At 66.5% G+C, this 20907-nt stretch carries 15 protein-coding genes; 11 read left to right on the top strand and 4 right to left on the bottom strand.

Going from position 1 to position 20907, the window contains the following annotated elements:
- Positions 1–150 precede the first annotated feature (150 nt).
- Positions 151–1629 (top strand): calcium-binding protein, encoded by a 1479-nt coding sequence (locus AC5JDC_RS22280; RefSeq protein ID WP_495844676.1) that lies wholly within the window; start codon positions 151–153, stop codon positions 1627–1629.
- A 298-nt stretch (positions 1630–1927) separates the two neighbouring features.
- Here the strand turns inward: AC5JDC_RS22280 and AC5JDC_RS22275 are convergent, their stop codons facing one another.
- Positions 1928–3238 (bottom strand): DUF1513 domain-containing protein, encoded by a 1311-nt coding sequence (locus AC5JDC_RS22275; RefSeq protein WP_495844674.1) that lies wholly within the window; start codon positions 3236–3238, stop codon positions 1928–1930.
- A 325-nt stretch (positions 3239–3563) separates the two neighbouring features.
- Between AC5JDC_RS22275 and lon the strand changes: the two genes are divergently transcribed.
- From lon to AC5JDC_RS22255, 4 genes are all read left to right on the top strand, one after another.
- Positions 3564–5978 carry an endopeptidase La gene (gene lon / locus AC5JDC_RS22270; RefSeq protein ID WP_106770222.1) on the top strand — a complete coding sequence of 805 codons (2415 nt, stop codon included), beginning with the start codon at positions 3564–3566 and terminating at the stop codon, positions 5976–5978.
- Between the two features lie 199 nt (positions 5979–6177).
- Positions 6178–6450, top strand: coding sequence for a DNA-binding protein HupB (gene hupB / locus AC5JDC_RS22265; RefSeq protein ID WP_106770221.1), 273 nt, complete (start codon positions 6178–6180; stop codon positions 6448–6450).
- Positions 6451–7044: 594 nt separating this feature from the next.
- Positions 7045–7260, top strand: coding sequence for a hypothetical protein (locus tag AC5JDC_RS22260; RefSeq protein WP_495844671.1), 216 nt, complete (start codon positions 7045–7047; stop codon positions 7258–7260).
- Complete coding sequence (locus tag AC5JDC_RS22255; protein ID WP_495844669.1) at positions 7253–8068, top strand: tetratricopeptide repeat protein; 816 nt, start codon at positions 7253–7255, stop codon at positions 8066–8068. The genes AC5JDC_RS22260 and AC5JDC_RS22255 overlap by 8 nt, the downstream gene beginning before the upstream one ends.
- A 62-nt stretch (positions 8069–8130) precedes the next feature.
- On the opposite strand, the gene xth is transcribed toward AC5JDC_RS22255, so the two are convergent.
- The gene (xth, locus tag AC5JDC_RS22250; protein ID WP_495844667.1) at positions 8131–8913 is read right to left on the bottom strand and encodes an exodeoxyribonuclease III; all 783 of its coding nucleotides are present in this window, start codon (positions 8911–8913) and stop codon (positions 8131–8133) included.
- Positions 8914–9051: 138 nt separating this feature from the next.
- On the opposite strand from xth, the gene AC5JDC_RS22245 reads away from it, so the two are divergent.
- Positions 9052–10539: a nucleobase:cation symporter-2 family protein gene (locus AC5JDC_RS22245; RefSeq protein WP_495844665.1), complete on the top strand. Its 1488-nt coding sequence runs from the start codon at positions 9052–9054 to the stop codon at positions 10537–10539.
- A 97-nt stretch (positions 10540–10636) separates the two neighbouring features.
- On the opposite strand, the gene AC5JDC_RS22240 is transcribed toward AC5JDC_RS22245, so the two are convergent.
- Both AC5JDC_RS22240 and erpA read right to left on the bottom strand, forming a co-directional pair.
- A complete protein-coding gene (locus AC5JDC_RS22240) occupies positions 10637–12091 on the bottom strand; it encodes an NCS1 family nucleobase:cation symporter-1 (protein WP_495844663.1) in 1455 nt (484 codons plus the stop codon).
- Between the two features lie 364 nt (positions 12092–12455).
- Positions 12456–12803: an iron-sulfur cluster insertion protein ErpA gene (gene erpA / locus AC5JDC_RS22235; RefSeq protein ID WP_106770216.1), complete on the bottom strand. Its 348-nt coding sequence runs from the start codon at positions 12801–12803 to the stop codon at positions 12456–12458.
- 157 nt (positions 12804–12960) lie between these two features.
- On the opposite strand from erpA, the gene AC5JDC_RS22230 reads away from it, so the two are divergent.
- From AC5JDC_RS22230 to nagZ, 5 genes are all read left to right on the top strand, one after another.
- Positions 12961–13275: a hypothetical protein gene (locus tag AC5JDC_RS22230; protein ID WP_495844660.1), complete on the top strand. Its 315-nt coding sequence runs from the start codon at positions 12961–12963 to the stop codon at positions 13273–13275.
- Positions 13276–13297: 22 nt separating this feature from the next.
- The gene (locus tag AC5JDC_RS22225) at positions 13298–14521 is read left to right on the top strand and encodes a deoxyguanosinetriphosphate triphosphohydrolase (protein ID WP_495844658.1); all 1224 of its coding nucleotides are present in this window, start codon (positions 13298–13300) and stop codon (positions 14519–14521) included.
- Positions 14522–14583: 62 nt separating this feature from the next.
- Positions 14584–16341, top strand: coding sequence for an arginine--tRNA ligase (gene argS, locus AC5JDC_RS22220; protein WP_495844656.1), 1758 nt, complete (start codon positions 14584–14586; stop codon positions 16339–16341).
- A 107-nt stretch (positions 16342–16448) separates the two neighbouring features.
- Positions 16449–19706 carry an SPOR domain-containing protein gene (locus tag AC5JDC_RS22215; protein WP_495844654.1) on the top strand — a complete coding sequence of 1086 codons (3258 nt, stop codon included), beginning with the start codon at positions 16449–16451 and terminating at the stop codon, positions 19704–19706.
- Positions 19707–19803: 97 nt separating this feature from the next.
- Positions 19804–20823, top strand: a complete 1020-nt coding sequence (gene nagZ, locus AC5JDC_RS22210) for a beta-N-acetylhexosaminidase (RefSeq protein WP_495844652.1) — start codon at positions 19804–19806, stop codon at positions 20821–20823.
- Positions 20824–20907 lie beyond the last annotated feature (84 nt).

The raw sequence follows: 20907 nt of genomic DNA, 5'->3' as shown, positions 1-20907 counted from the left end.
CGCCATCGTCCCGAAACAATCGCCATCGAGACTTCCGGCATTCGATGACCGAGTTCCAGATCGTGGGGCCGGGCTCGCCGTCCGCCGCCACGACGATTGGAAGGTCTGAGCCGCGCTCCCCTGACCGCACTCACAAAGCCGGAGGAAAGCATGGCCGTCGTCGTTCAAGCAGCCGATTCCGACACCCTTGGCCTCGGCGGAAAACTCAGTTTCCAACTTACCCAGGCCGCTCAGATCGAGGAAAACAGCGAAATCCTGTTCAAGACCGCGACCGGCTTCGTCTGGGGCGTCGCCGACCCCGTGTCGGGGTCGCCAGGCGAATTCACGCTGCGCCCAGGCGCCATCGTCGTCACCGGAAACAACCTGACCTACGGCGCTGATGGCAAGCCCAATGGCGGGACCGTCACCGGCGTCCGCATCGCGCTGGAAGGAACCGTGGCCGAGCAGGGCGCCGGCTTCGATATCGACAGCACGCCGATGCTCGACATCACCGGCCTTGCCATAGGCGGCACCGCGTTCACCCAGGCCTTCATCCTCGCCTTCGAAACCGGCAACTCGGTGCCGATCGAAAACATCTTCTTCGGTCTGCCGTGGAACTACAACGGCAGCGCCTTCAGCGATTTCTTCCATGGCTTTTCAAAGAACGACACGCTGTTCGGCAATGACGATCGCGACGAGCTTTTCGGCGGCGGCGGCGACAACAAGCTCTATGGGGGCGCCGGCGACGACTTCCTCAGAGGCGGTGGCCCGGGCAAGGACTATCTGAGCGGCGGCACGGGACGCGACGTCGCCGACTACTCGGACTCCGGAACCGGGCTGACCGTCAGCCTGAACAATCCGGCGCTCAACACGGGCAACGCCGCCGGCGACACCTACAATTCGATCGAGAACCTGCGCGGCTCCACGTTGAATGACACGGTGGAAGGCAACGCCGGCGCCAACGTCCTCGACGGCAATCTCGGCAACGACACGCTACGCGGCCTCGCCGGCGGCGACCGGCTTGCCGGAAGCTCCGGCAACGACACTCTGATCGGCGGGACCGGCGGCGACGAGTTGCAAGGCTCGGCCGGCATCGACACCGCCTCCTACAAGGACGCGACCACCGGCGTGACGGCGAGCCTGGCAAATGCCTCCCTGAACAAGGGCGAGGCGGCGGGTGACAGCTATGCAGAGGTCGAGAATCTGATCGGCTCGGCGTTCGATGACCTGCTTTTTGCCGACAATGGCGTCAACGTGGTCAGCGCCGGCAACGGCGACGATCAGATCAGGGGCTATCGCGGCAACGACACCCTGGCCGGCGGCAGCGGCAAGGACACCTTCGTCTTCAACTCCAGCCTCAGCGCCGCCACCAATGTCGACACGATCGTCGACTATCTCGCGGCGGCCGACACGATCCACCTCGACAACGCCGTGTTCACCGCGCTGACGACAGTCGGGCCGCTCTCGGCGGCCGCTTTCCGGGCCAACACCACCGGCCTGGCCGGCGATGCCACGGACCGCATCATCTACGAGACGGACACGGGAAAGCTGTTCTACGACTTCAACGGCAACGCCGCCGGCGGCGGCGTCCATTTCGCCACGCTCTCCGGCGCGCCGACCATCACGGCCGCCGATTTCGTGGTGGTCTGAGGAGATGCCGCGGCTGCTCCTCCAGTCAGGAGCAGGGCAATCGGATAGGGGATTTCAGGAACTGCCGGCCCTGTACCCCCGCCCCTGACCCTTCCCCACAAGGGGGACTTTGCGGCCGCTATGCAATGCAAGACCGTCTATGATTAGTGCTCGGCCGAGACGCCAGCCGGTCCCCCTCCCCCTTGTGGGGAGGGGTTAGGGGTGGGGGTGAACCCCCCTATGAAATTGCCCCACGGCCGAGAAGGGCAGCCGCAGGCTTCTGGCTGCGCGGCCAGCGCTTACTCGTGTGAGCGCGAGCCTATGCCGACGTGATGTGGCTGTGGCCGAAGAACAGGGGATAACGGCAGAGCTCGCGCACCAGCCGGTGCGAGCCGCGCTCGAACACGAACATGTTCTCCCAGTAGCCGGTCACGGCATAGTGCCGGCCGTCCGGCAGCATCGCGATCCCGCAGGGATAGCGCAGCCCCTGCGAGCGCGTGTCGAGGCGCTTGACCATGCCGCCGCTCGCCCCGTCGAACACCATGAGCTGGTGCGAGCTCGGATAGCTGGCCAGCACCTGGTCGTGGCGCTCGTCGTAGCGGATCGACAGCCCGTGCTGCATCAGCCTGGTGGCCTGCCGATCGCCCATCCTCGACAGCTTCTTCCTGAGCGCGTCGTATTTCAGCGTCGCGGCGCTGAGATAGTTGTGGCCGGGCTCACTGCTCTGGTCGGAATCGTAAGCCACGCCATCGGCGCTGCGCTGGCGGGCGTCCTCGCTGGCGCTGCCGTAGGTCGACTGGATCGCGAAGATGCGGTCGAGGCTGCCGGCGGCGAGATGGCGCAGTTCGGTGCGTCCGGCCCCGGTCTTCCTCTTGTCGACCAGCTTGCCGCTCGATACCTCGACCACGGTGATCGAAGCCTCGACCACCGTGCGCGGCACGGTATGTTCGCCGGTCTTCGGCGAAATGACCGACCCGTAATTGGCGGCCACGATGTATCGGTCGTTGTCGATCAGCCGGATGTCGTGCGGATCGACCCCGTAGGTGGAATAGCTCTCGCGGATCTTCAGCGTCTCGGGGTCGCGGATGGTGAGCCGGCCGTGGAGATGCTCCAGCCCGCCCCGTGCCTGCTGCTTGGGCGAACGCTCGGAGATGATGACGGTCTTGCCGCCGTCGAGGTAGACGGCGTGGCCGCCGCCGCGCCAGCCCTCGCGGAAGGAGGGCGCCATGCCAGACATTTCCAGCGTCTCGGGGTCGAAGGAGCAGTGCTCGGCGCCCTCGAAGCCGCACAATACGCCGATGGACCGGTCCGGTGCGATCTCGACGTCATGGGCGTTGACCGGCAGCAGGGTCTGGCGGATCGAACCGTCCATGCCGACGCGGGTGATCATGCGCTTGATGCCGTCGGCCTGCCGGATCGAGCGGGTGAAGCGGCGGTTCTGGTCGACCGGCTTGCCGTTGGCGAAGGCGTATTCCGGCATGTAGCCCGGCACGTAGACGGCCGCTTTTTTAAGCGCCGCCGACGGCGTTCGCGGCGGCTTGGCGTCCGGCGCCGCCTCGGCCGGCACCGTCGCCGCGGCGAGGCCGAGCAGGGCGCCGCCGGTCAGCAGGTTACGGCGATCTATCTTCATGCTGGAACCGTTTCGGCGCGACGAAGGCTGCGCGCGGCACGGGAGAAGGACATGTCTTCGAACCCGAAGGTACTTTGTGGCTGCGCGGAGTGTCGCGGAAGTCGTCGCGCCGATCAAGCCGAATCGCCGCGAATTGTCGACGGCACGGGACAGCCGCCGTCGCTGCCCTTGACCTTTGGCCGGTGCGACGCCAACTAACAGCTTAGGTCAGGGGCTTCCTTCCGTGCTAACCAAGCCGCACCTTTCGGCAATAGGCGGAGAGGCTTGTGCCCGCTAAGATGAGATTCGCGGTTGGCTGAGGCGACTGCGGAAGAAAGGTACTGAAATGGCCAGACTCCCCCGTACATCCGGCAACGGCACCTACGCGGTCCTCCCGCTGCGTGACATCGTGGTGTTCCCCCACATGATCGTGCCGCTCTTCGTCGGCCGCGAGAAGTCGATCAAGGCGCTGGAAGACGTGATGGGTGCGGAAAAGCAGATCCTGCTCGCCACCCAGATGAATGCGGCCGACGACGATCCGGAGGCCGACGCCATCTACGACGTCGGCACGCTCGCCAACGTCCTGCAGCTGCTGAAGCTGCCCGACGGCACCGTCAAGGTGCTGGTCGAGGGCACGGCGCGCGCCCGGATCGAGAGCTTCACCGATCGCGCCGACTTCCACGAGGCCAAGGCGGTCGTGCTCACCGAGCCGGCGGAAGAGGAGATCGAGATCGAGGCGCTCTCGCGCTCCGTCGTCTCCGACTTCGAGAACTATGTGAAGCTGAACAAGAAGATATCGCCCGAAGTGGTCGGCGCCGCCAGCCAGATCGACGATTTCTCCAAGCTCGCCGACACCGTCGCTTCGCATCTCGCCATCAAGATCCCCGAGAAGCAGGAAATGCTCGCCACGCTTTCCGTCAAGGAGCGGCTGGAGAAGGCGATGGGCTTCATGGAAGCCGAGATCTCCGTGCTCCAGGTCGAAAAGCGCATCCGCTCGCGCGTCAAGCGCCAGATGGAGAAGACCCAGCGCGAGTACTACCTCAACGAGCAGATGAAGGCGATCCAGAAGGAGCTCGGCGAGGGCGAGGACGGCCGCGACGAGGCCGCCGAGATCGAGGCGCGTATCAAGAAGACGAAGCTCTCCAAGGAGGCCCGCGAGAAGGCGGAAGCCGAATTGAAGAAGCTGCGCTCGATGTCGCCGATGTCGGCCGAATCGACGGTGGTTCGCAACTACCTCGACTGGCTGCTGTCGATCCCGTGGCAGAAGAACTCCAAGGTCAAGCAGGACCTGAATTTCGCCCAGGAGGTGCTCGACGCCGACCATTTCGGCCTGGACAAGGTCAAGGACCGCATCGTCGAGTACCTGGCCGTGCAGAGCCGCCAGAAGAAGCTGAAGGGGCCGATCCTGTGCCTCGTCGGCCCTCCCGGCGTCGGCAAGACCTCGCTCGGCAAGTCGATCGCCAAGGCGACCGGCCGCGAGTTCGTGCGCATGGCGCTGGGCGGCGTGCGTGACGAGGCCGAGATCCGCGGCCACCGCCGCACCTATATCGGCTCGATGCCCGGCAAGGTCATCCAGTCGATGAAGAAGGCCAAGAAGTCCAATCCGCTCTTCCTGCTCGACGAGATCGACAAGATGGGCCAGGATTTCCGCGGCGACCCGTCGTCGGCTCTGCTGGAGGTCTTGGATCCCGAGCAGAACGCAACGTTCATGGACCACTATCTGGAGGTCGAGTACGATCTGTCGAGCGTGATGTTCGTGACCACGGCCAATACGCTGAACATCCCTGCGCCCCTGATGGACCGCATGGAGATCATCCGTATCGCCGGCTACACCGAGGACGAGAAGGTCGAGATCGCCAAGCGGCACCTGATGCCGAAGGTGGTGCGCGACCACGCGCTCCAGCCGAAGGAGTTTTCGGTCGCCGACGAGGCCATCCGCGGCATCATCCAGACCTACACCCGGGAAGCCGGCGTGCGCAGCCTCGAGCGCGAGCTGATGAAGCTCGGCCGCAAGGCGGTGACCGAGATCATCAAGACCAAGAAGAAGTCTGTGAAGATCACGGCGAAGAACCTCGAGGACTATCTCGGCGTGCCGCGTTTCCGCTTCGGCTCGGCCGAGACGGACGATCAGGTCGGCGTCGTCACCGGCCTGGCCTGGACCGAGGTCGGCGGCGAGCTGCTGACGATCGAGGGTGTCATGATGCCCGGCAAGGGCAGGATGACCGTCACCGGCAACCTGAAGGACGTGATGAAGGAATCGATCTCCGCGGCGGCGTCCTACGTCCGCTCCCGGGCGCTCGATTTCGGCGTGGAGCCGCCGCTCTTCGACAAGCGCGACATCCACGTGCACGTGCCGGAAGGCGCCACGCCCAAGGACGGTCCGTCGGCCGGCGTGGCCATGGCCACCTCGATCGTCTCGATCCTCACCGGCATCCCGGTGCGGGCTGATGTCGCCATGACCGGCGAGATCACGCTGCGCGGCCGCGTGCTGCCGATCGGCGGGTTGAAGGAGAAGCTCCTGGCGGCGCTCAGGGGCGGCATCAAGAAGGTGCTGATCCCCGAGGAGAACGCCAAGGATCTGGCCGAGATCCCCGACAACGTGAAGAGCGGCATGGAGATCGTGCCGGTCTCGAGGGTGGGCGAAGTGCTGCGGCATGCGCTGGTGCGCATGCCCGAGCCGATCGAGTGGACGGAGCCGGCGCAGCCGGTTCCAGCCGCCGCCGACGCCGGCGACGAGGCCGGCAAGGGGCTTGCCCACTGATTTTGGGTGGAATGCGCCATTATCGACGAAGCCGGGCCTTGCGCCCGGCTTTTTCATGTGACAAACGGCGGAACTCCGGGATTTTTCGTCGCGTCTGCGTGACACCCCGGCAGGGAGAGTTGGAACTGTAGACTCCGAAAAAGTCCGTTATCCGGCGGTTGCGTCCCTGGTCCCGGATTTCTCAAGGAAGGAAATATTGATGAACAAGAATGAACTGGTTTCTGCGGTTGCAGATTCTGCCAAGCTCTCGAAGGCCGACGCCCAGTCCGCCGTCGAGGCGGTGTTCTCGGTGATCACCGGCGAGTTGAAGAAGGGCGGAGACGTTCGCCTGGTCGGCTTCGGCAATTTCAGCGTGTCGAAGCGCGCCGCCTCGACCGGCCGCAACCCGCAGACCGGCGCGGAAGTGAAGATCCCGGCCCGCACGGTGCCCAAGTTCAGCGCCGGCAAGGGCCTCAAGGACGCCGTGAACTGATTGTTCGATCGACGGAGCCGGCTCCCCCGCGCCGGCCCCGGACTTCCCGAACCCCGCCACTCGCTGGCGGGGTTTTTGTTTGCGCATATGTCCGCCGGCGGTCGGGCAGCACCGACGCCCTGACGCGTCGATCTTGACCAGGACGTCGCCCGACCCGTCAGATCCCACGGCAGTGCGGCTTGTGATGATTCCGCAACAGTTTCAGTAGAAGGATTGGGCTAGGAATGGGGGCGGCGGATTTGCCAACTTCCCGCCATAAACCCGGCGCACGCCGGATACGTCCAAGGCGGGACCAGAATACGATCGCTGCGGAACAACGCAGCAAGGAAGCGAATGCGCGGTTTTCTACCCTCTCGATCCGACCGGAACGGCGGTGCCGCGGCAGCGGCCCGCGGTCGCGGCACGGTCGAGGGTTGGCGTCGTGCGACGCACCCGTCGGGGCGGCGGCCGCTTGCCGCCAAACGCCCCACTTTGGTCCAAATGGACCGGCATCATCAGCGGACAGGTCGGGTCGAGGCCCGTTTTTCATGCGCGACGGCTATCCGCGCGGGGCATTCGCCACAAGGCGGACGCGACTTTTCCGGGGACCATGGCATGCAGCCGAAGGCTGCCGGGCGTTCGATCGCTCGCGCGGGCGGCATCTCGTGGTCTCGTGAAATCGGCCCTGCGGCCGGGATGAAGCAAGCGCAGGCGGCAGCCGGGCATCGGTCGGCGGCCGTAATGTGGAACAAAATGCCGGTGATGAACACTTTCTTCGTGAAAATCACGAATACTCTCGCCGGGAGTGCAGAAAAAGACTGCGATGCGTAGCGTTTCGTTTGTCAAGAAGTCGGGAGTTGCCTCGGCGTTGTTCGCCGCTTCGCTGGCTGTTGCCGGCCCGGCGCGCGCCTTCGATCAGCACATCTTCGACGACAAGGGCGAGGTCAAGGAGCAGTCCAATCCCTGGGCGGTGTTCCAGTTCGGCTTCAGCGCCTACAAGAGCGGCCACAAGGAGCAGGCGGTCGAGGCCTATCGCTACGCCGCCGAGAAGGGGCAGATCGGCGCGACCTGGAAGCTGGCTCGCATGTATGCCGAAGGCGACGGCGTCGACCGCGACGACTACGAGGCCTTCAAGTTCTTCAACGAGATCGCCGCGCAGGACGTGGAGCCGGGCAGTCCCGAGGAAAGCTACATGTCCGACGCGCTGGTGGCGCTCGGGACCTACCTGAAGACCGGTATCCCCGGCAGCCCGGTCCAGGCCAATCCGGCCGCGGCCCAGCAGTACTACATGCGCGCGGCCGCGAACTACCGCAATCCCAGCGCTCAGTTCGAGATGGGCAAGATGTTCCTCAACGGCGACGGCGTGAAGCGAAGCGTCCGCCAGGCCGGCCGCTGGCTGCAGCTCGCCGCCGAGAAGGGCCATGCCGGCGCGCAGGCGACGCTGGGCAACCTTCTGTTCGAGAGTGGCAAGGTCGTTCGCGGGCTGGCGATGATGACGGCCGCGCTGGAGCGCGCCGCGCCCGGCGACAAGAGCTGGATCCGCAGCATGCAGGAGGAGGCCTTCGCGCTCGCGCCCGAAGCCGACCGCCGCACCGCGATCGCGCTCGCCGAGGACTACCTGACCAAGGGCGCGCAGTAAGGATAGCCCGTTCGGGCTGTTGTCCGGGCGAGCCTCGAAGGACGCACCGCTGGATCCAAGCCCTACGCCGCCAGCTCGATCGCCACCGGCACGTGGTCGGACGGCTTTTCCCACGCGCGCACATGTTTCTCGACCGATGCTGACGTGAGCAGGTTCGCCGCCTCCGGCGACAGCATCTGGAAATCGATGCGGATGCCATTGTTCTTCTGCCAGGCGCCCGCCTGGTAGTCCCAGAAGGTGAAGACGTCCTTTGCATCGGTCGCGGCGCGGGTGGCATCGGTGAAGCCGAGATTGACCAGCCGGCGCAGCGCGTGCCGGCTTTCCGGCTGGAACAGCGCGTCGTTCACCCAGACTTCCGGGTTCTTTGCGTCGCCGTTCTCCGGAATGACATTGTAGTCGCCGCCCATCACCAGCGGCTCCTCCAGGGCCAGCCGCTCCGTCGCCCAGCGCTCCAGCCGCGCCATCCATCCGAGCTTGTAGGAAAATTTCTCGGTGCCGATCGGATTGCCGTTGGGCAGGTAGAGCGAGACGACACGCAGCGCACCGCGCGGCGTGGAGAACACCCCTTCGATGAAGCGGGCATGCTCGTCGGCGTCGTCGCCCGGCAGGCCCCTGTGGACCTCGTCGAACTTCAGCTTCGACAGGATGGCGACGCCGTTGAAGCCCTTCTGGCCGTTGGTCTCGACATGGTAGCCGAGCGCCTCGATCTCCAGCCGCGGAAACTGCTCGTCGGCCGACTTGATCTCCTGCAGGCAGACGATGTCGGGATCGCTCTCCTTCAGCCAGGCGATCAGGTTGCCGATGCGGGCGCGCACGCCGTTGATGTTCCAGGTAGCGATCTTCATGAAAATCACGCAAGAATTTCAAATTATTCTGCATGGCGCTGTCGGCCATGCGAGTCGATCCTGCACCATCCTTCCGCGGAAGGAAACCGGTCCTCTTCGGCATTTCTCAGGACTGGTGACAACAGGGGAACGAATGCCATGTCTTCAACTCCGCATCCCGTGGACGAGGTGCTGCCGGCACCGCGTCTGTTCGCTCTCGGCATTCAGCATGTGCTGGTCATGTATGCCGGCGCCATCGCCGTCCCGCTCATCATCGGCCGGGCGCTGAAGCTCGATCCGGAGCAGGTGGCCTTCCTGATCTCGGCCGACCTGTTCGTCTGCGGCCTGGTCACGCTGATCCAGTCGCTCGGCGCGACCCAGTGGTTCGGCATCAAGCTGCCGGTCATGATGGGCGTCACCTTCGCCTCGGTCGGACCCATGGTGGCGATGGCCGCCGCCAACCCGGGGCCGGACGGCGCGCGCATGATCTTCGGCGCCATCATCGGCGCCGGCGTGATCGGCATCCTGATCGCGCCGCTGGTCAGCCGCATGCTGCGCTTCTTCCCGCCGGTGGTGACGGGCACCATCATCGTGGTGATAGGCGCCTCGCTGATGCGCATCGGCATCAACTGGATTTTCGGCAACCCGGTCGGGCCGACGGCGCCGCGGCTGGTCGCGCCCGAGCATGCCGACTGGCTGAAGTCGGTCGCCGACCTCGCATCAGCGCCAGGCGCGACACTGCCCGCCGTGCCCGACAAGCTGGCGCTTGCCGCGACCCTGCCCAATCCGGCCTATGCGCCGATCTCCGGCATCGTCGTCTCGGCGGTCGTGCTCGCCTCGATCCTGCTGATCGCCCGCTTCGGCAAGGGATTTTTGGCCAACATCGCCGTGCTGCTCGGCATCGTCGTCGGCGGCGTCCTGACTGCGTCGCTCGGCATGATGCATTTCGACAAGGTAGCGGACGCGCACTGGTTCGCGCTGATCACGCCGTTCCGCTTCGGCATGCCGATCTTCGATCCGGTGCTGATCCTCACCATGACGCTGGTGATGATCGTGGTGATGATCGAATCGACCGGCATGTTCCTGGCGCTGGGCGACATGACCGGCAGGAAGGTGAGCCAGCCCATGCTGTCGGCCGGCCTGCGCACCGACGGCCTCGGCACCGTCATCGGCGGCATCTTCAACACCTTTCCCTACACCAGCTTCTCGCAGAATGTCGGCCTGGTCGGCGTCACCGGCGTGAAGAGCCGCTTCGTCTGCGTGGCCGGCGGCGTGATGCTGATGGTGCTGGGGCTGGTGCCGAAGATGGGCGCGCTGGTCGAGGCGCTGCCGACCGTGGTGCTGGGCGGGGCCGGGCTGGTGATGTTCGGCATGGTCGCCGCCACCGGCATCCGTATCCTGTCGCAGGTCGATTTCAAGACCAACCGCAACAATTTGTTCGTGGTCGCCGTGTCGATCGGCTTCGGCATGATCCCGCTGGTGGCGCCGGATTTCAAGCTGTGGCTGCCGCACGGCATCCATCCGCTGATCGAGTCCGGCATCCTACTCGCCTCGGTCTCGGCGGTCGTGCTCAACGCCTTCTTCAACGGCACCTCCGCGGCGACGGAGGACGAGGCCCGCGAAGCGGCGATGGCGGCGGAGGCGTGAACGATGGGGGTGCCGCCATCCGGCGCGGCACCCATGCGGTCGCTGCGGCAAGGAAAGAGGGGCGGCGAGGGGCAACCCGCCGCCCTTTCTTGTGACCTCAGGCCGGCTTCGGCAGGGCCCCGCTGCGCGCCGTGCGCAGCCCGTAATAGATCACACCGGCGATGGCGACACCGAAGAACCAGCCATAGACGCCCCACCAGGACGGCAGCAGGTTGGTGAAGTTGGGCAGGATCGACGAGAACAGGATGCCGATGCCGGCCGCGATCAGCGCATTGACGTGCCAGCCGTTCTGGAAGCGGTACTCGCCGTTCTCGTGGTAGAGCGCGTCGACGTTCAGCCAGCCTTTGCGGATCAGGTAGTAGTCGACCATCATCACGCCGAAGATCGGTCCCATGGTGGCGCCGACCATGTTGACGAAATGCGCCGCCCCGCCTTCCCACGGCGCGAAGGGATAGAGCACCAGCGCGATGAGGGCCGCGATGTAGCCGCCCCGCTTGAAGGTGATGTGTTTCGGGAAGACGTTGGCGAAGTCGAAGGCCGGCGACACGAAGTTGGCGACCACGTTGATGCCGAGCGTCGCAACCGCGAAGGTGAGTGCGGCCAGCAGCGCCAGGAACCAGCTGTCGAACTTCGCCGAGATCTGGTCGGGATGCAGCAGCACCTCGCCATAGACCTGGAAGGCGGCGATGGTGGTGATGCCGGCGACCAGCGAGAACAGGATGAGGTTGACCGGCAGGCCCCAGATATTGCCGATCCGCAGCGACCGCTCGTCGGGCGAATAGCGCGAGAAATCGCAGAAGTTGAGGTAGAGCGCGGCGAAATAGGTCACCCAGATCGCCGCGACCGCCATCAGCGCCTCGAACGAGCCGGGCACGCCCGGAACGCCGGCATCCTTGGTCTTTTCGAGCAGCACGTCCATCGGGATGTCGCCGGTAAGCGATATGCCACCGGCCTTGACGACCAGGTAGATCGCCAGGATCAGCATCATCACCCACACCGCGGGCCCGGCCCAGTCCTGGAATCTCCGCACCGTCTCCATGCCGCGCTGGATGATCAGCAGCTGCAGCGCCCAGATGACGACGTAGCAGATCACCTCCAGCGTCGAGTGGCCGAGCATATGGCTCGACTGATGGAAGGCGAGCATGCCCTCGTCGCGGATGAGCAGCGCGACGATCGCGCCGGACGCGGCCGCCGTCTGCGCGCCGTACCAGAAGCAGGCGACGATCGCCCGCACGATGGCCGGGAAATTGGCGCCCCAGATGCCGAAGGAGGCGCGCGCCAGGACGGGAAAGGGCACGCCGGTGCGCACGCCGGCTATGCCGACCAGGTTCATCAGGAAGTAGATGATCAGCGAGCCGATGCCGATGGCGATCAGGAAATTGACGAAGCTGCCGCAGAACAGGAACAGGCTGGCGGCGAGATAGTATCCCCACAGGCTGTGGACGTCGGAGGTCCACACGTTGAAGATCGAGAACGGGCCCCAGTTGCGTTCTTTGGCTGGAGCGAGATCCTCGTTGTAGAGCAAGGGCGATGCGTTGGGTGGCAGGTTCATGTCGTTGTTCCCCATGACGGCGTGCGAGAGTCCCTCCCGGTTTACGCAGCGTGAGACCGATCACGAGGATGTGTCAACGAAGGTGGCGCGGCGCGGCGGAACCGCGGCGGTCAAGTGGCCCCGGCACGGCCAAGAGGGCGTCGCCCGACGCCATCAACTCATGAATGAAAACAGTTCCTTGCGGCGATTCGCTGCGGCCGCGCGTCGCGCCGAACCGCAGAAAACCAGACAAGTCATTCAAGATAATCTTGAAAATCGGCGGGCGTCTTCTCTGCCGGTTTGAGAGCGATGCCCCAGACTCGCCCTCGGGCAGCCGTCGTCGCCGCCTTTTCGTGGCGACGATTCCGGCACGGGCCGCTTGCCGTCAGATCGAAAAACTGGTGCCACAGCCGCAGGAGGCGACGGCGTTGGGGTTCCTGATCTGGAAGGACTGGCCCATCAGATCGTCGACGAAGTCGATCACCGAGCCGCCCATATAGACCAGCGACAGGTCGTCGATGAGCACTGTCGCGCCGTTTCTCTCGACGGCGACATCGTCGTCGTTGCGGGCTTCGGTCAGGTCGAACTTGTAGGAGAAGCCGGAGCAGCCGCCGCCTTCGACGGTGACGCGCAGCGCCGTCTTGCCCGGCTCCTTCGCCACGATCGCGGCGATGCGCTTGGCGGCGGCGTCGGTCATCTCGACTTTCATGGCAGACTTGGCATCCGCGTTCATGGGCGTCACCTTGCGTTCGCTCTCGCACAATAGGTATGAAGCGGACGGGGGCAAGTCAACCGGCGGCGGTGCGAAGCGTCTGAAGCCGCCGGCGTGCCGACATGCTGCATTCATGTGGGCGGATGCATGCTAAGCTTGGACATTGGAGGTGCGTGAGATGGGCGACCAGGAGACTCGGGAAGCACGTTCACCACAAGCAGATAAGGCGCTCTCTTACGAGCGCGACTGCCGCGATGGTTATGGCGAGAACAACAAGTCGAAGCGAAAGGCGATTCCGAAATTCAAGGCTGCCTCAAATCGCGAGGGCCGCCATCTGTCCAAGGTCATCGTCGACCGGATGACAGGCGACGAAAATTCGGACGAGGAAGCAGGGCTTCTGGGTGCCGATCGCAAGTCGTTGCAGCCTTGGAAAACCAAATCTCCGGACATGCCCTTGGGCGAGATGTTGGTTCGGCGCAACAAGCTCCGCTAGACCCAGGTAGAGCGGTATTCGCATGGAGAACAATCACGCTGGCCTCGGCGACATCGGCTTCGGCTACCGGCCGCGCGCGCCTTATGCCTGCGATCCGGCGAAAAGCCGCGGCCGGCTGTTCGACGAGGTGGAAAGCCCGACCCGCACGCCGTTCCAGCGCGACCGCGACCGCATCATCCATTCCACCGCCTTCCGCCGGCTGAAGCACAAGACGCAGGTATTCGTCGCCCACGAGGGCGATCATTTCCGTACCCGGCTTACCCACACCATCGAGGTGGCGCAGATCGCCCGCGCGCTGGCGCGGGCGCTGCGGCTCGACGAGGATCTGGCCGAGGCGCTGGCGCTGGTCCACGATTTCGGCCACACGCCCTTCGGCCACACCGGCGAGGAGGCGCTGAACGACAAGATGGCGGCGTGGGGTGGCTTCGACCACAACGCCCAGTCGCTGCGCGTGGTGACGCGGCTGGAGCGTCGCTACGCCGAGTTCGACGGTCTGAACCTCGCCTGGGAGACGCTGGAGGGGCTGGTCAAGCACAATGGCCCGCTGATCGGTCCTGGCGGACAGGGGCTGAAGGGCCAGGTGCCGCGCACGATCCTCGACTACAACGAGCTGCACGACCTCGAGCTCGGACGCTACGCCAGCCTGGAGGCGCAATGCGCGGCGATCGCCGACGACATCGCCTACAACACCCATGACATCGACGACGGCCTGCGCGCCGGGCTGCTCACCATCGGCATGCTGTCCGAGGCGACGCTGCCGGCGCGGCTGCTGGAGGAGGTGAGGGCGCTCTATCCGGCGCTCGATCCGGTCCGCACCGGGCACGAGCTGATGCGCCGCCAGATCACCCGCATGGTCGAGGACGTGATCGCCACCGCCGGCCGCAACCTGGACGGCGTGCGGCCGCAAAGCGTCGACGACGTGCGCGCGGCCGGCCGGCCGATCGTCACCTTCTCCGCCGGGATGGCGGCCGAGGAGAAGCAGCTGAAGGCCTTCCTGTTCGCCCATATCTACCGCCACGAGGAGGTGATGCGCGTGCGCGCCGAGGCCGACCGCATCGTGCGCGAGCTGTTCGACGCCTACTACGCCGATCCGCGCGCCATGCCCGACGGCTGGCGCGAGGGGCTGGACCGTGCCGAACCGCGCATCAAGGCGCGGCATGTCGCCGATTTCCTGGCGGGGATGACAGACACCTACGCCATCAAGGAATATGCGCGTCTGTTTGACCGGACGCCGGATTTGCGTTAGGCAACGGGCGCATTTCCGGCCGCAGCAGCATGCCCCGAGCCGCAATTTCCAGGAACAGCATCATGAACGTGTTCGCCGACTTCAACGAGCGGATCAGGAAAGTCGTTGAAGGCCTTGAACTGAAGACCGCAACCGGAGCGCCGCTCGACCTCGGCCGCGTCTCCGTCGAGCCGCCGCGCGACGCCAGCCATGGCGACCTGGCGACCAATGCCGCCATGGTTCTGGCCAAGGCGGCCGGGCAGAACCCGCGGGCGCTGGCCGAGACGATCGCCGCCGCGCTCGAGGCCGATCCCGACGTCGCCGAGACGGCGGTGGCCGGCCCCGGCTTCGTCAATCTGCGCCTCAAGGACGCCTACTGGCAGGCCTATCTCGTCCGCCTCGTCCATCTCGGCCCGGACTTCGGCCGCTCGCGGATGGGCAGGGGCGCCAAGGTCAATGTCGAATATGTCTCGGCCAACCCGACCGGGCCGATGCATGTCGGCCACTGCCGCGGCGCCGTGGTCGGCGACACGCTCGCCAACCTCCTCGCCTTCACCGGCCACGACGTTACCAAGGAATATCTGATCAACGACGCCGGCGCGCAGATCGACGTGCTCGCGCGCTCCGTGCTGCTGCGCTACCGCGAGGCGCTGGGCGAGGACATCGGCGAGATCCCCGCCGGCCTCTATCCCGGCGACTATCTCGTCCCGCTCGGCAAGCAGCTCGCCGCCGACTATGGCGACGGCCTCCTGAAGATGCCGGACCAGGAGGCGATGGCCATCCTCAAGGATCGCTCGATCGACGCCATGATGGCGATGATCCGCGAGGATCTGGCGCTGCTCAACGTGCATCACGAGGTGTTCTTCTCCGAGCGCTCGCTGCATGCCGACAATGCCAAGGCGATCCGCGCGGCGGTCGCCGAGCTGACGCTGGCCGGCCACATCTACAAGGGCAAGCTGCCGCCGCCCAAGGGCGAGAAGCCGGACGACTGGGAGGACCGCGAGCAGACGCTGTTCCGTTCGACCGCTGTCGGCGACGACATCGACCGGCCGCTGGTGAAGTCCGACGGCCAGTTCACCTATTTCGCCGCCGACGTCGCCTATCTGAAGGACAAGGTGCGGCGCGGCTTCGAGCACACCGTCTTCGTGCTCGGCGCCGACCATGGCGGCTACGTCAAGCGCATGGAGGCGCTGGCGCGCGCCGTCGGCGGCAACAGCCTCAAGCTCACCGTGCTGCTGTGCCAGCTCGTAAAGCTCTACCGCAATGGCGAGCCGGTGCGCATGTCCAAGCGGTCGGGCGACTTCGTCACGCTGCGCGAGGTGGTTGAGGAGGTCGGCCGCGACCCCATCCGCTTCATGATGCTCTACCGCAAGAACGACGCGCCGCTCGACTTCGACTTCGCCAAGGTGACGGAGCAGTCGAAGGACAATCCGGTGTTCTACGTGCAGTACGCCTCGGCGCGCTGCCATTCGGTGTTCCGGCAGGCGAGGGAGCAGCTCGGCGACGTCGCCACGGACCGCGCGGCGCTCACCGCGGATGCCGTGCTGCTGACGGAGGAGAGCGAGATCGCGCTGATCCGCAAGCTCGCCGAATACCCGCGCCTGATCGAATCCGCAGCCCAGTCGCTGGAGCCGCACAGGCTCGCCTTCTACCTCTACGACCTCGCCAGCGCCTTCCATGCGCAGTGGAACCGCGGCACCGAAAATCCGGACTTACGGTTTGTTAAGGTTACCGACCGACAATTGACGCATGCCAGGCTCGGCTTGGTCCAGGCGGTTTTGGACGTGATCACGTCCGGGCTCGGACTGATCGGAGCTGAAGCGCCAAGCGAGATGCGCTAGGCCGAAGCGACCTTAGCCGGTCACCTTTTGCCCACATTGCGCTGGTACGGCGCGGCCCATGCGTGGCGCTGTTCGCGTCGAATTGTGTCCAGGTTCGGAAAAGCACAATGGCAGAAAAAGCAAACCTCAAGATTGCCGACCAGGCCGCGGTCGCGGAAGACGATCCGTTCGCGGAACTGACTCGGATCATGGGTTTCGACCCGCGCCAGCCGGTGAAGCCGGCGGCTGCCGTGGCGAAGCCGGCGGAGGTGAAGCCTGCCGAGCCGCAGATCGACGAGGCCGATTTCGGCATCGATCTCGAGCGTGAGCTGATGGGTGACTTCGCCGCGGAAGAGGCGCCTGTCGCAGCTTATTCCCCGCCCGCGGCTGCCGAGGAGCCGGTTCAGGCCTACGCTCCCAAAACCGCCGATACGACGGTTGCGGAAGTCACGCCGCAGGCCGAAGCCGTGGCCGAAGAGCCCGGGCAGCAGTGGTCTGCTCCGGCCGAGGAAGCGCCGGCGGTCGAAGCCGAGGGCGTCGCGGAAGCTGCCGCCGAGGCCGAGGAAATCCGGGTCGAGGACGATGCGCCGGTCGAGGCGCCCATCGGCTTTCAGGCTGAAGGCCATGAGGCTGACTCAGCGGACCAGCCTGCCGTGCAGTGGCCTGGGGTCGAGGAACTGCCTTTGGCGGAAGCCGAGATGACGGCACCCGAGCCGGAGCTTCATGCGGCTGCCCCGGCAGAGGCCGACGAGCCGGCCGCGGAGGCCGCTGGCGAGCCGGTGGCCGAAGCGGATCATGCCCCGCTGGCGTTCGCGGATGAAGGCGAGCCGGAGGCGGTCGAGGATGCGGCCGCCGAGCCCGGCCTTGTCGAGACGGCCGCCACCGAGCGTTGCGACGAGTCCGTCGCGCGGCCGGAAATCGACGAGCCTGTCGCGCAGGCGGAAGTCCCGGAGCAGGACGGTACGCGAGCGGAAGCATCAGTGTCCTCGGAGTGGGAACTCGACCAGCATTTCGACATCGCATTCGCCGACCAACCCGAGCACCGGCCGCTTGCGGCGGTCCATCACGCGGACGAGGCCGACGCCAGTCGTTCGCCCGTGACCGACGATGTCGCCGAAGCGGCGGAAGAGACGGCTTACAGGCTGCCGCTGGGTGCCGCCTTCTCGCCGCAGCCCTGGGATGACGGACAGGTCGATCGTCAGCCGGAAACGGTTGTCCCCGAAGCGTCATTGGAGACGAGCCTCGAAGAGGAGCTGAACGCGTTGCTCGGCAACGAGCCGGTGGCGGCGGCTGACCATCATGTGTCCGGCGGACATGACCATGCGGAGCCCGTCCAGGCGGCTGCACCGGTGGCCGAGCCGCAGCCGCACTGGCACGACGAACCCGCGATGCAGGCATATGACGACGGCAATGCCGCCGCCGTCGACGAGGAGTGGCTCGAGCCCGTTGACGTGGCGGAAGTCGCCCGGCACGATCAGGCGTGGGGTTCCGTCGCGGCCCCGCGCCATGCGGAGGCGGACGACGAGCTCGACGGGCTATTCGACGACCAGGCTTTTGATGCGGCGATTTCCGACGCGGTAGCTCAGGCGGGCGACGATACGGGGCAAGGCGAGCCTGCCGCCGCGCAGACATGGGAACCGGAGGAATCCATGCCTCGGGACGGACATGACCCTTATGCGGCGCTGGCAGCCATGTCTGCCGACCTGCAGGTGAGCCGCTCGTGGCAGCATGCGCCCGAGCCGGAGCAGACGTTCGAGCCGCCGGCGCAGGCAGCCGCCGTCGCGGCGGCGCGCCAGGAGGTGCCGGACATCGAGACCGTCGAGGTTCCCGAGCAGGCCGTGGCGCTGGCCGACGACCTCGACCTGCCGGTGCTCGCCTATGAGGACGAGCCTGCGCCGGTGCGGCCCTACGACGATCTCGACGCCGAGTTTTCGAACCTTCTCCAGGGCATGAACGCCGGCGTGGCCGAGCAGGCGGTGCAGTCGCAGCAGCCTGCGGATCGCCGCGAGATCCGCATCGAGCAGCCGGCGAGTGTCGGCTATTTCGACGATCCGGCCGTACCGGCCGTTGCTGGAGCGGCCGTCGCGGGAGCGATTGCCGCGCGCGCCGCCGCGGGCGGCGACTACGGCTATGCGTATCAGGAGGCGCCCCGTGCCGCGGCAGCCGGCGCAGCAGGTAGCCGGCAGGATGCCGGGTCGGACGCGCAGTTCGCCTACGATCCCGACTTTGACGAGGAGATCGCCGGGCCTGCCTACACCCAGCTTGCGGAGCGGCCGTCGCGTCGCCGCGGGCTGGTGATCGCCGCGGTGGTCGGCGGCGTGGCGCTGCTTGGCGGTGTCGCCGCCTTCGCCCTGTCCTACGGCGAGGGCCCGGGATCTGGCGAGCTTGCCCTGGTCAAGGCCGATCCATCGCCGGTGAAGATAAAGCCGGAGAATCCGGGTGGCGCGACCATCCCGAACCAGGACGCCAAGGTCTACGATTCCGTTGCGGGTGCCGGCGGTTCCGGCGAGCCGACGCAGGAAAAGCTGCTGAACAGCGCCGAAGAGCCGGTCCAAATGCCGATGCCGGATGACGAGCCGGTCGATCTGGCGATGCAGGACGACGAGGCGGCCGCCGGACAGCCGGCTGAGACTGCCGCGGCAGGCCCGCAGGCGCCGGCCGGGCAGCCGATGCCCAAGGGCGCGGACCGGATCGAGCAGGTCATCCAGGATCCGGGCGTCGACGACAGCGTCGAGGTCGCCGCCGTGGCACCGCGCAAGGTCCGTACCATGATCGTCAAGGCCGACGGCACGCTGGTCGCCCGCGAGGAGCCGGCGCCGGCCGCCGCGCCGGCGCTGGATTCGGCCTCCGAGGGCATCGTCGATCCCGTCGCATCGTCGCCGACGCCGGCCGGCGAGGGTGCCGAGACCACGGCGACGGTGCCGAGTGCTCCGCAGCCGGCGGCCGCTGCCGCGCCGCAGCAGCCCGCGGCCACGGCACCGCAGCAGCCGGCGGCCGCCGCACCGCAGGCGCGCGCCGCCGGAACGACGCCGGACCGCGTGCCCGTGGCGCCGGCCCGTCCGTCCGACCAGCCGGTGGATATCGTCGGCGAGGTCAAGGCCGAACGCGTCGCCGCGCTCGATCCCGCCGCTGCCCCGGCTCCGGGTTCGTGGTCGATGCAGATCGCGTCCCAGCCGACCGAAGCCGCCGCGCAGTCGAGCTACCAGGATCTGCAGCGCCGCTACGGCAGCGTGCTCGAAGGCAAGCAGGCGACCATCGTCAAGGCCGAGATCGCCGGCAAGGGCACCTTCTGGCGCGTCCGCGTGCCGGCCGGCAGCCGCAACGATGCGGTCAAGCTGTGCGAGACCTACAAGGCCGCCGGCGGCAGCTGCTTCGTATCGAGATAGTTCCCTGCCCAACAATCCAGTGGGTTCGAACCGGCGCGGGACCATCCCGCGCCGGTTTTTCGTTCAATCCCGGCCTTGCACGGGGTAAAACGCTGACATGACCGAATCAAAAGCCATGATCCTGGGTTGCGCCGGCAAGGCGCTCAACGAGGACGAGATCCGCTTCTATCGCGACGAGCGGCCCTGGGGGTTCATCCTTTTCGCGCGCAACATCGGTGAGCCCTCGCAGATATCCGATCTGGTCGCCTCGATGCGCGACGCGGTCGGCCGCCCCGAGGCCCCGGTCTTCATCGACCAGGAGGGCGGGCGGGTGCAGCGCCTGCGCCCGCCGATCGCGCCGAACTATCCGGCCGGCGCCGCCGTCGGCGCGCTCTACCGCGAGGATCGCGAGGCCGGCTTGCGGGCCGCGTGGCTGCTCGCCAGGCTGCATGCCTTCGACCTGCTGAAGTTCGGCATCACCGCCGACTGCCTGCCCGTGCTCGACGTGCCCATCGAGGGCGCCAGCGACGTGATTGGCAGCCGCGCCTACGGCAAGGATCCCGCGACCGTCACCGCGCTCGGCCGTGCGGCCGCCGAGGGACTGCTGTCGGGCGGCGTGCTGCCGGTCATGAAGCACATGCCGGGCCACGGCCGCGCCTTTTCCGATACGCATTTCGAGCTGCCGACGGTGGATACCTCGCTGGACGAGCTGCGCCGCCACGACTTCGCCCCCTTCAGGGCGCTCAGCCACCTGCCGATCGGCATGACCGCGCATGTCGTCTACGCCGCCGTCGACCCCTCCGCCCCGGCGACCACGTCGGAAAAGGTGGTACGCGAGATCATCCGCGGCGAGATCGGCTTCGACGGGCTGCTGGTCAGCGACGACACCTCGATGAAGGCGCTTTCTGGGGATTTCCCTGAGAAGGCCGCCGCCATCCTTGCGGCCGGCGTCGACATCGTTCTCCACTGCAACGGCGTCATGGACGAGATGGCGGGCATCGCCTCGCGCACGCTGCCGCTCGCCGGCAGCTCGCTGCAGCGGGCCGAGCGGGCGCTGGCCGCCGTCAAGGGCGGGGACGCGACCGCCGAGGTGCAAGCGCGTGCCGAGTTCGCGCGGTATTTCGAGGCGGTGGCGTAAGGCATGATCCCGGAAAAGTGCAGGCTTTTCGGATAAGATCATGCGGTAAAACAAAGAGTTGGAACGGGATGATGACTCTTTTCA

The organism is Kumtagia sp., assembly GCF_059502445.1.
This window is presented reverse-complemented; position numbering and strand designations above follow the sequence as displayed.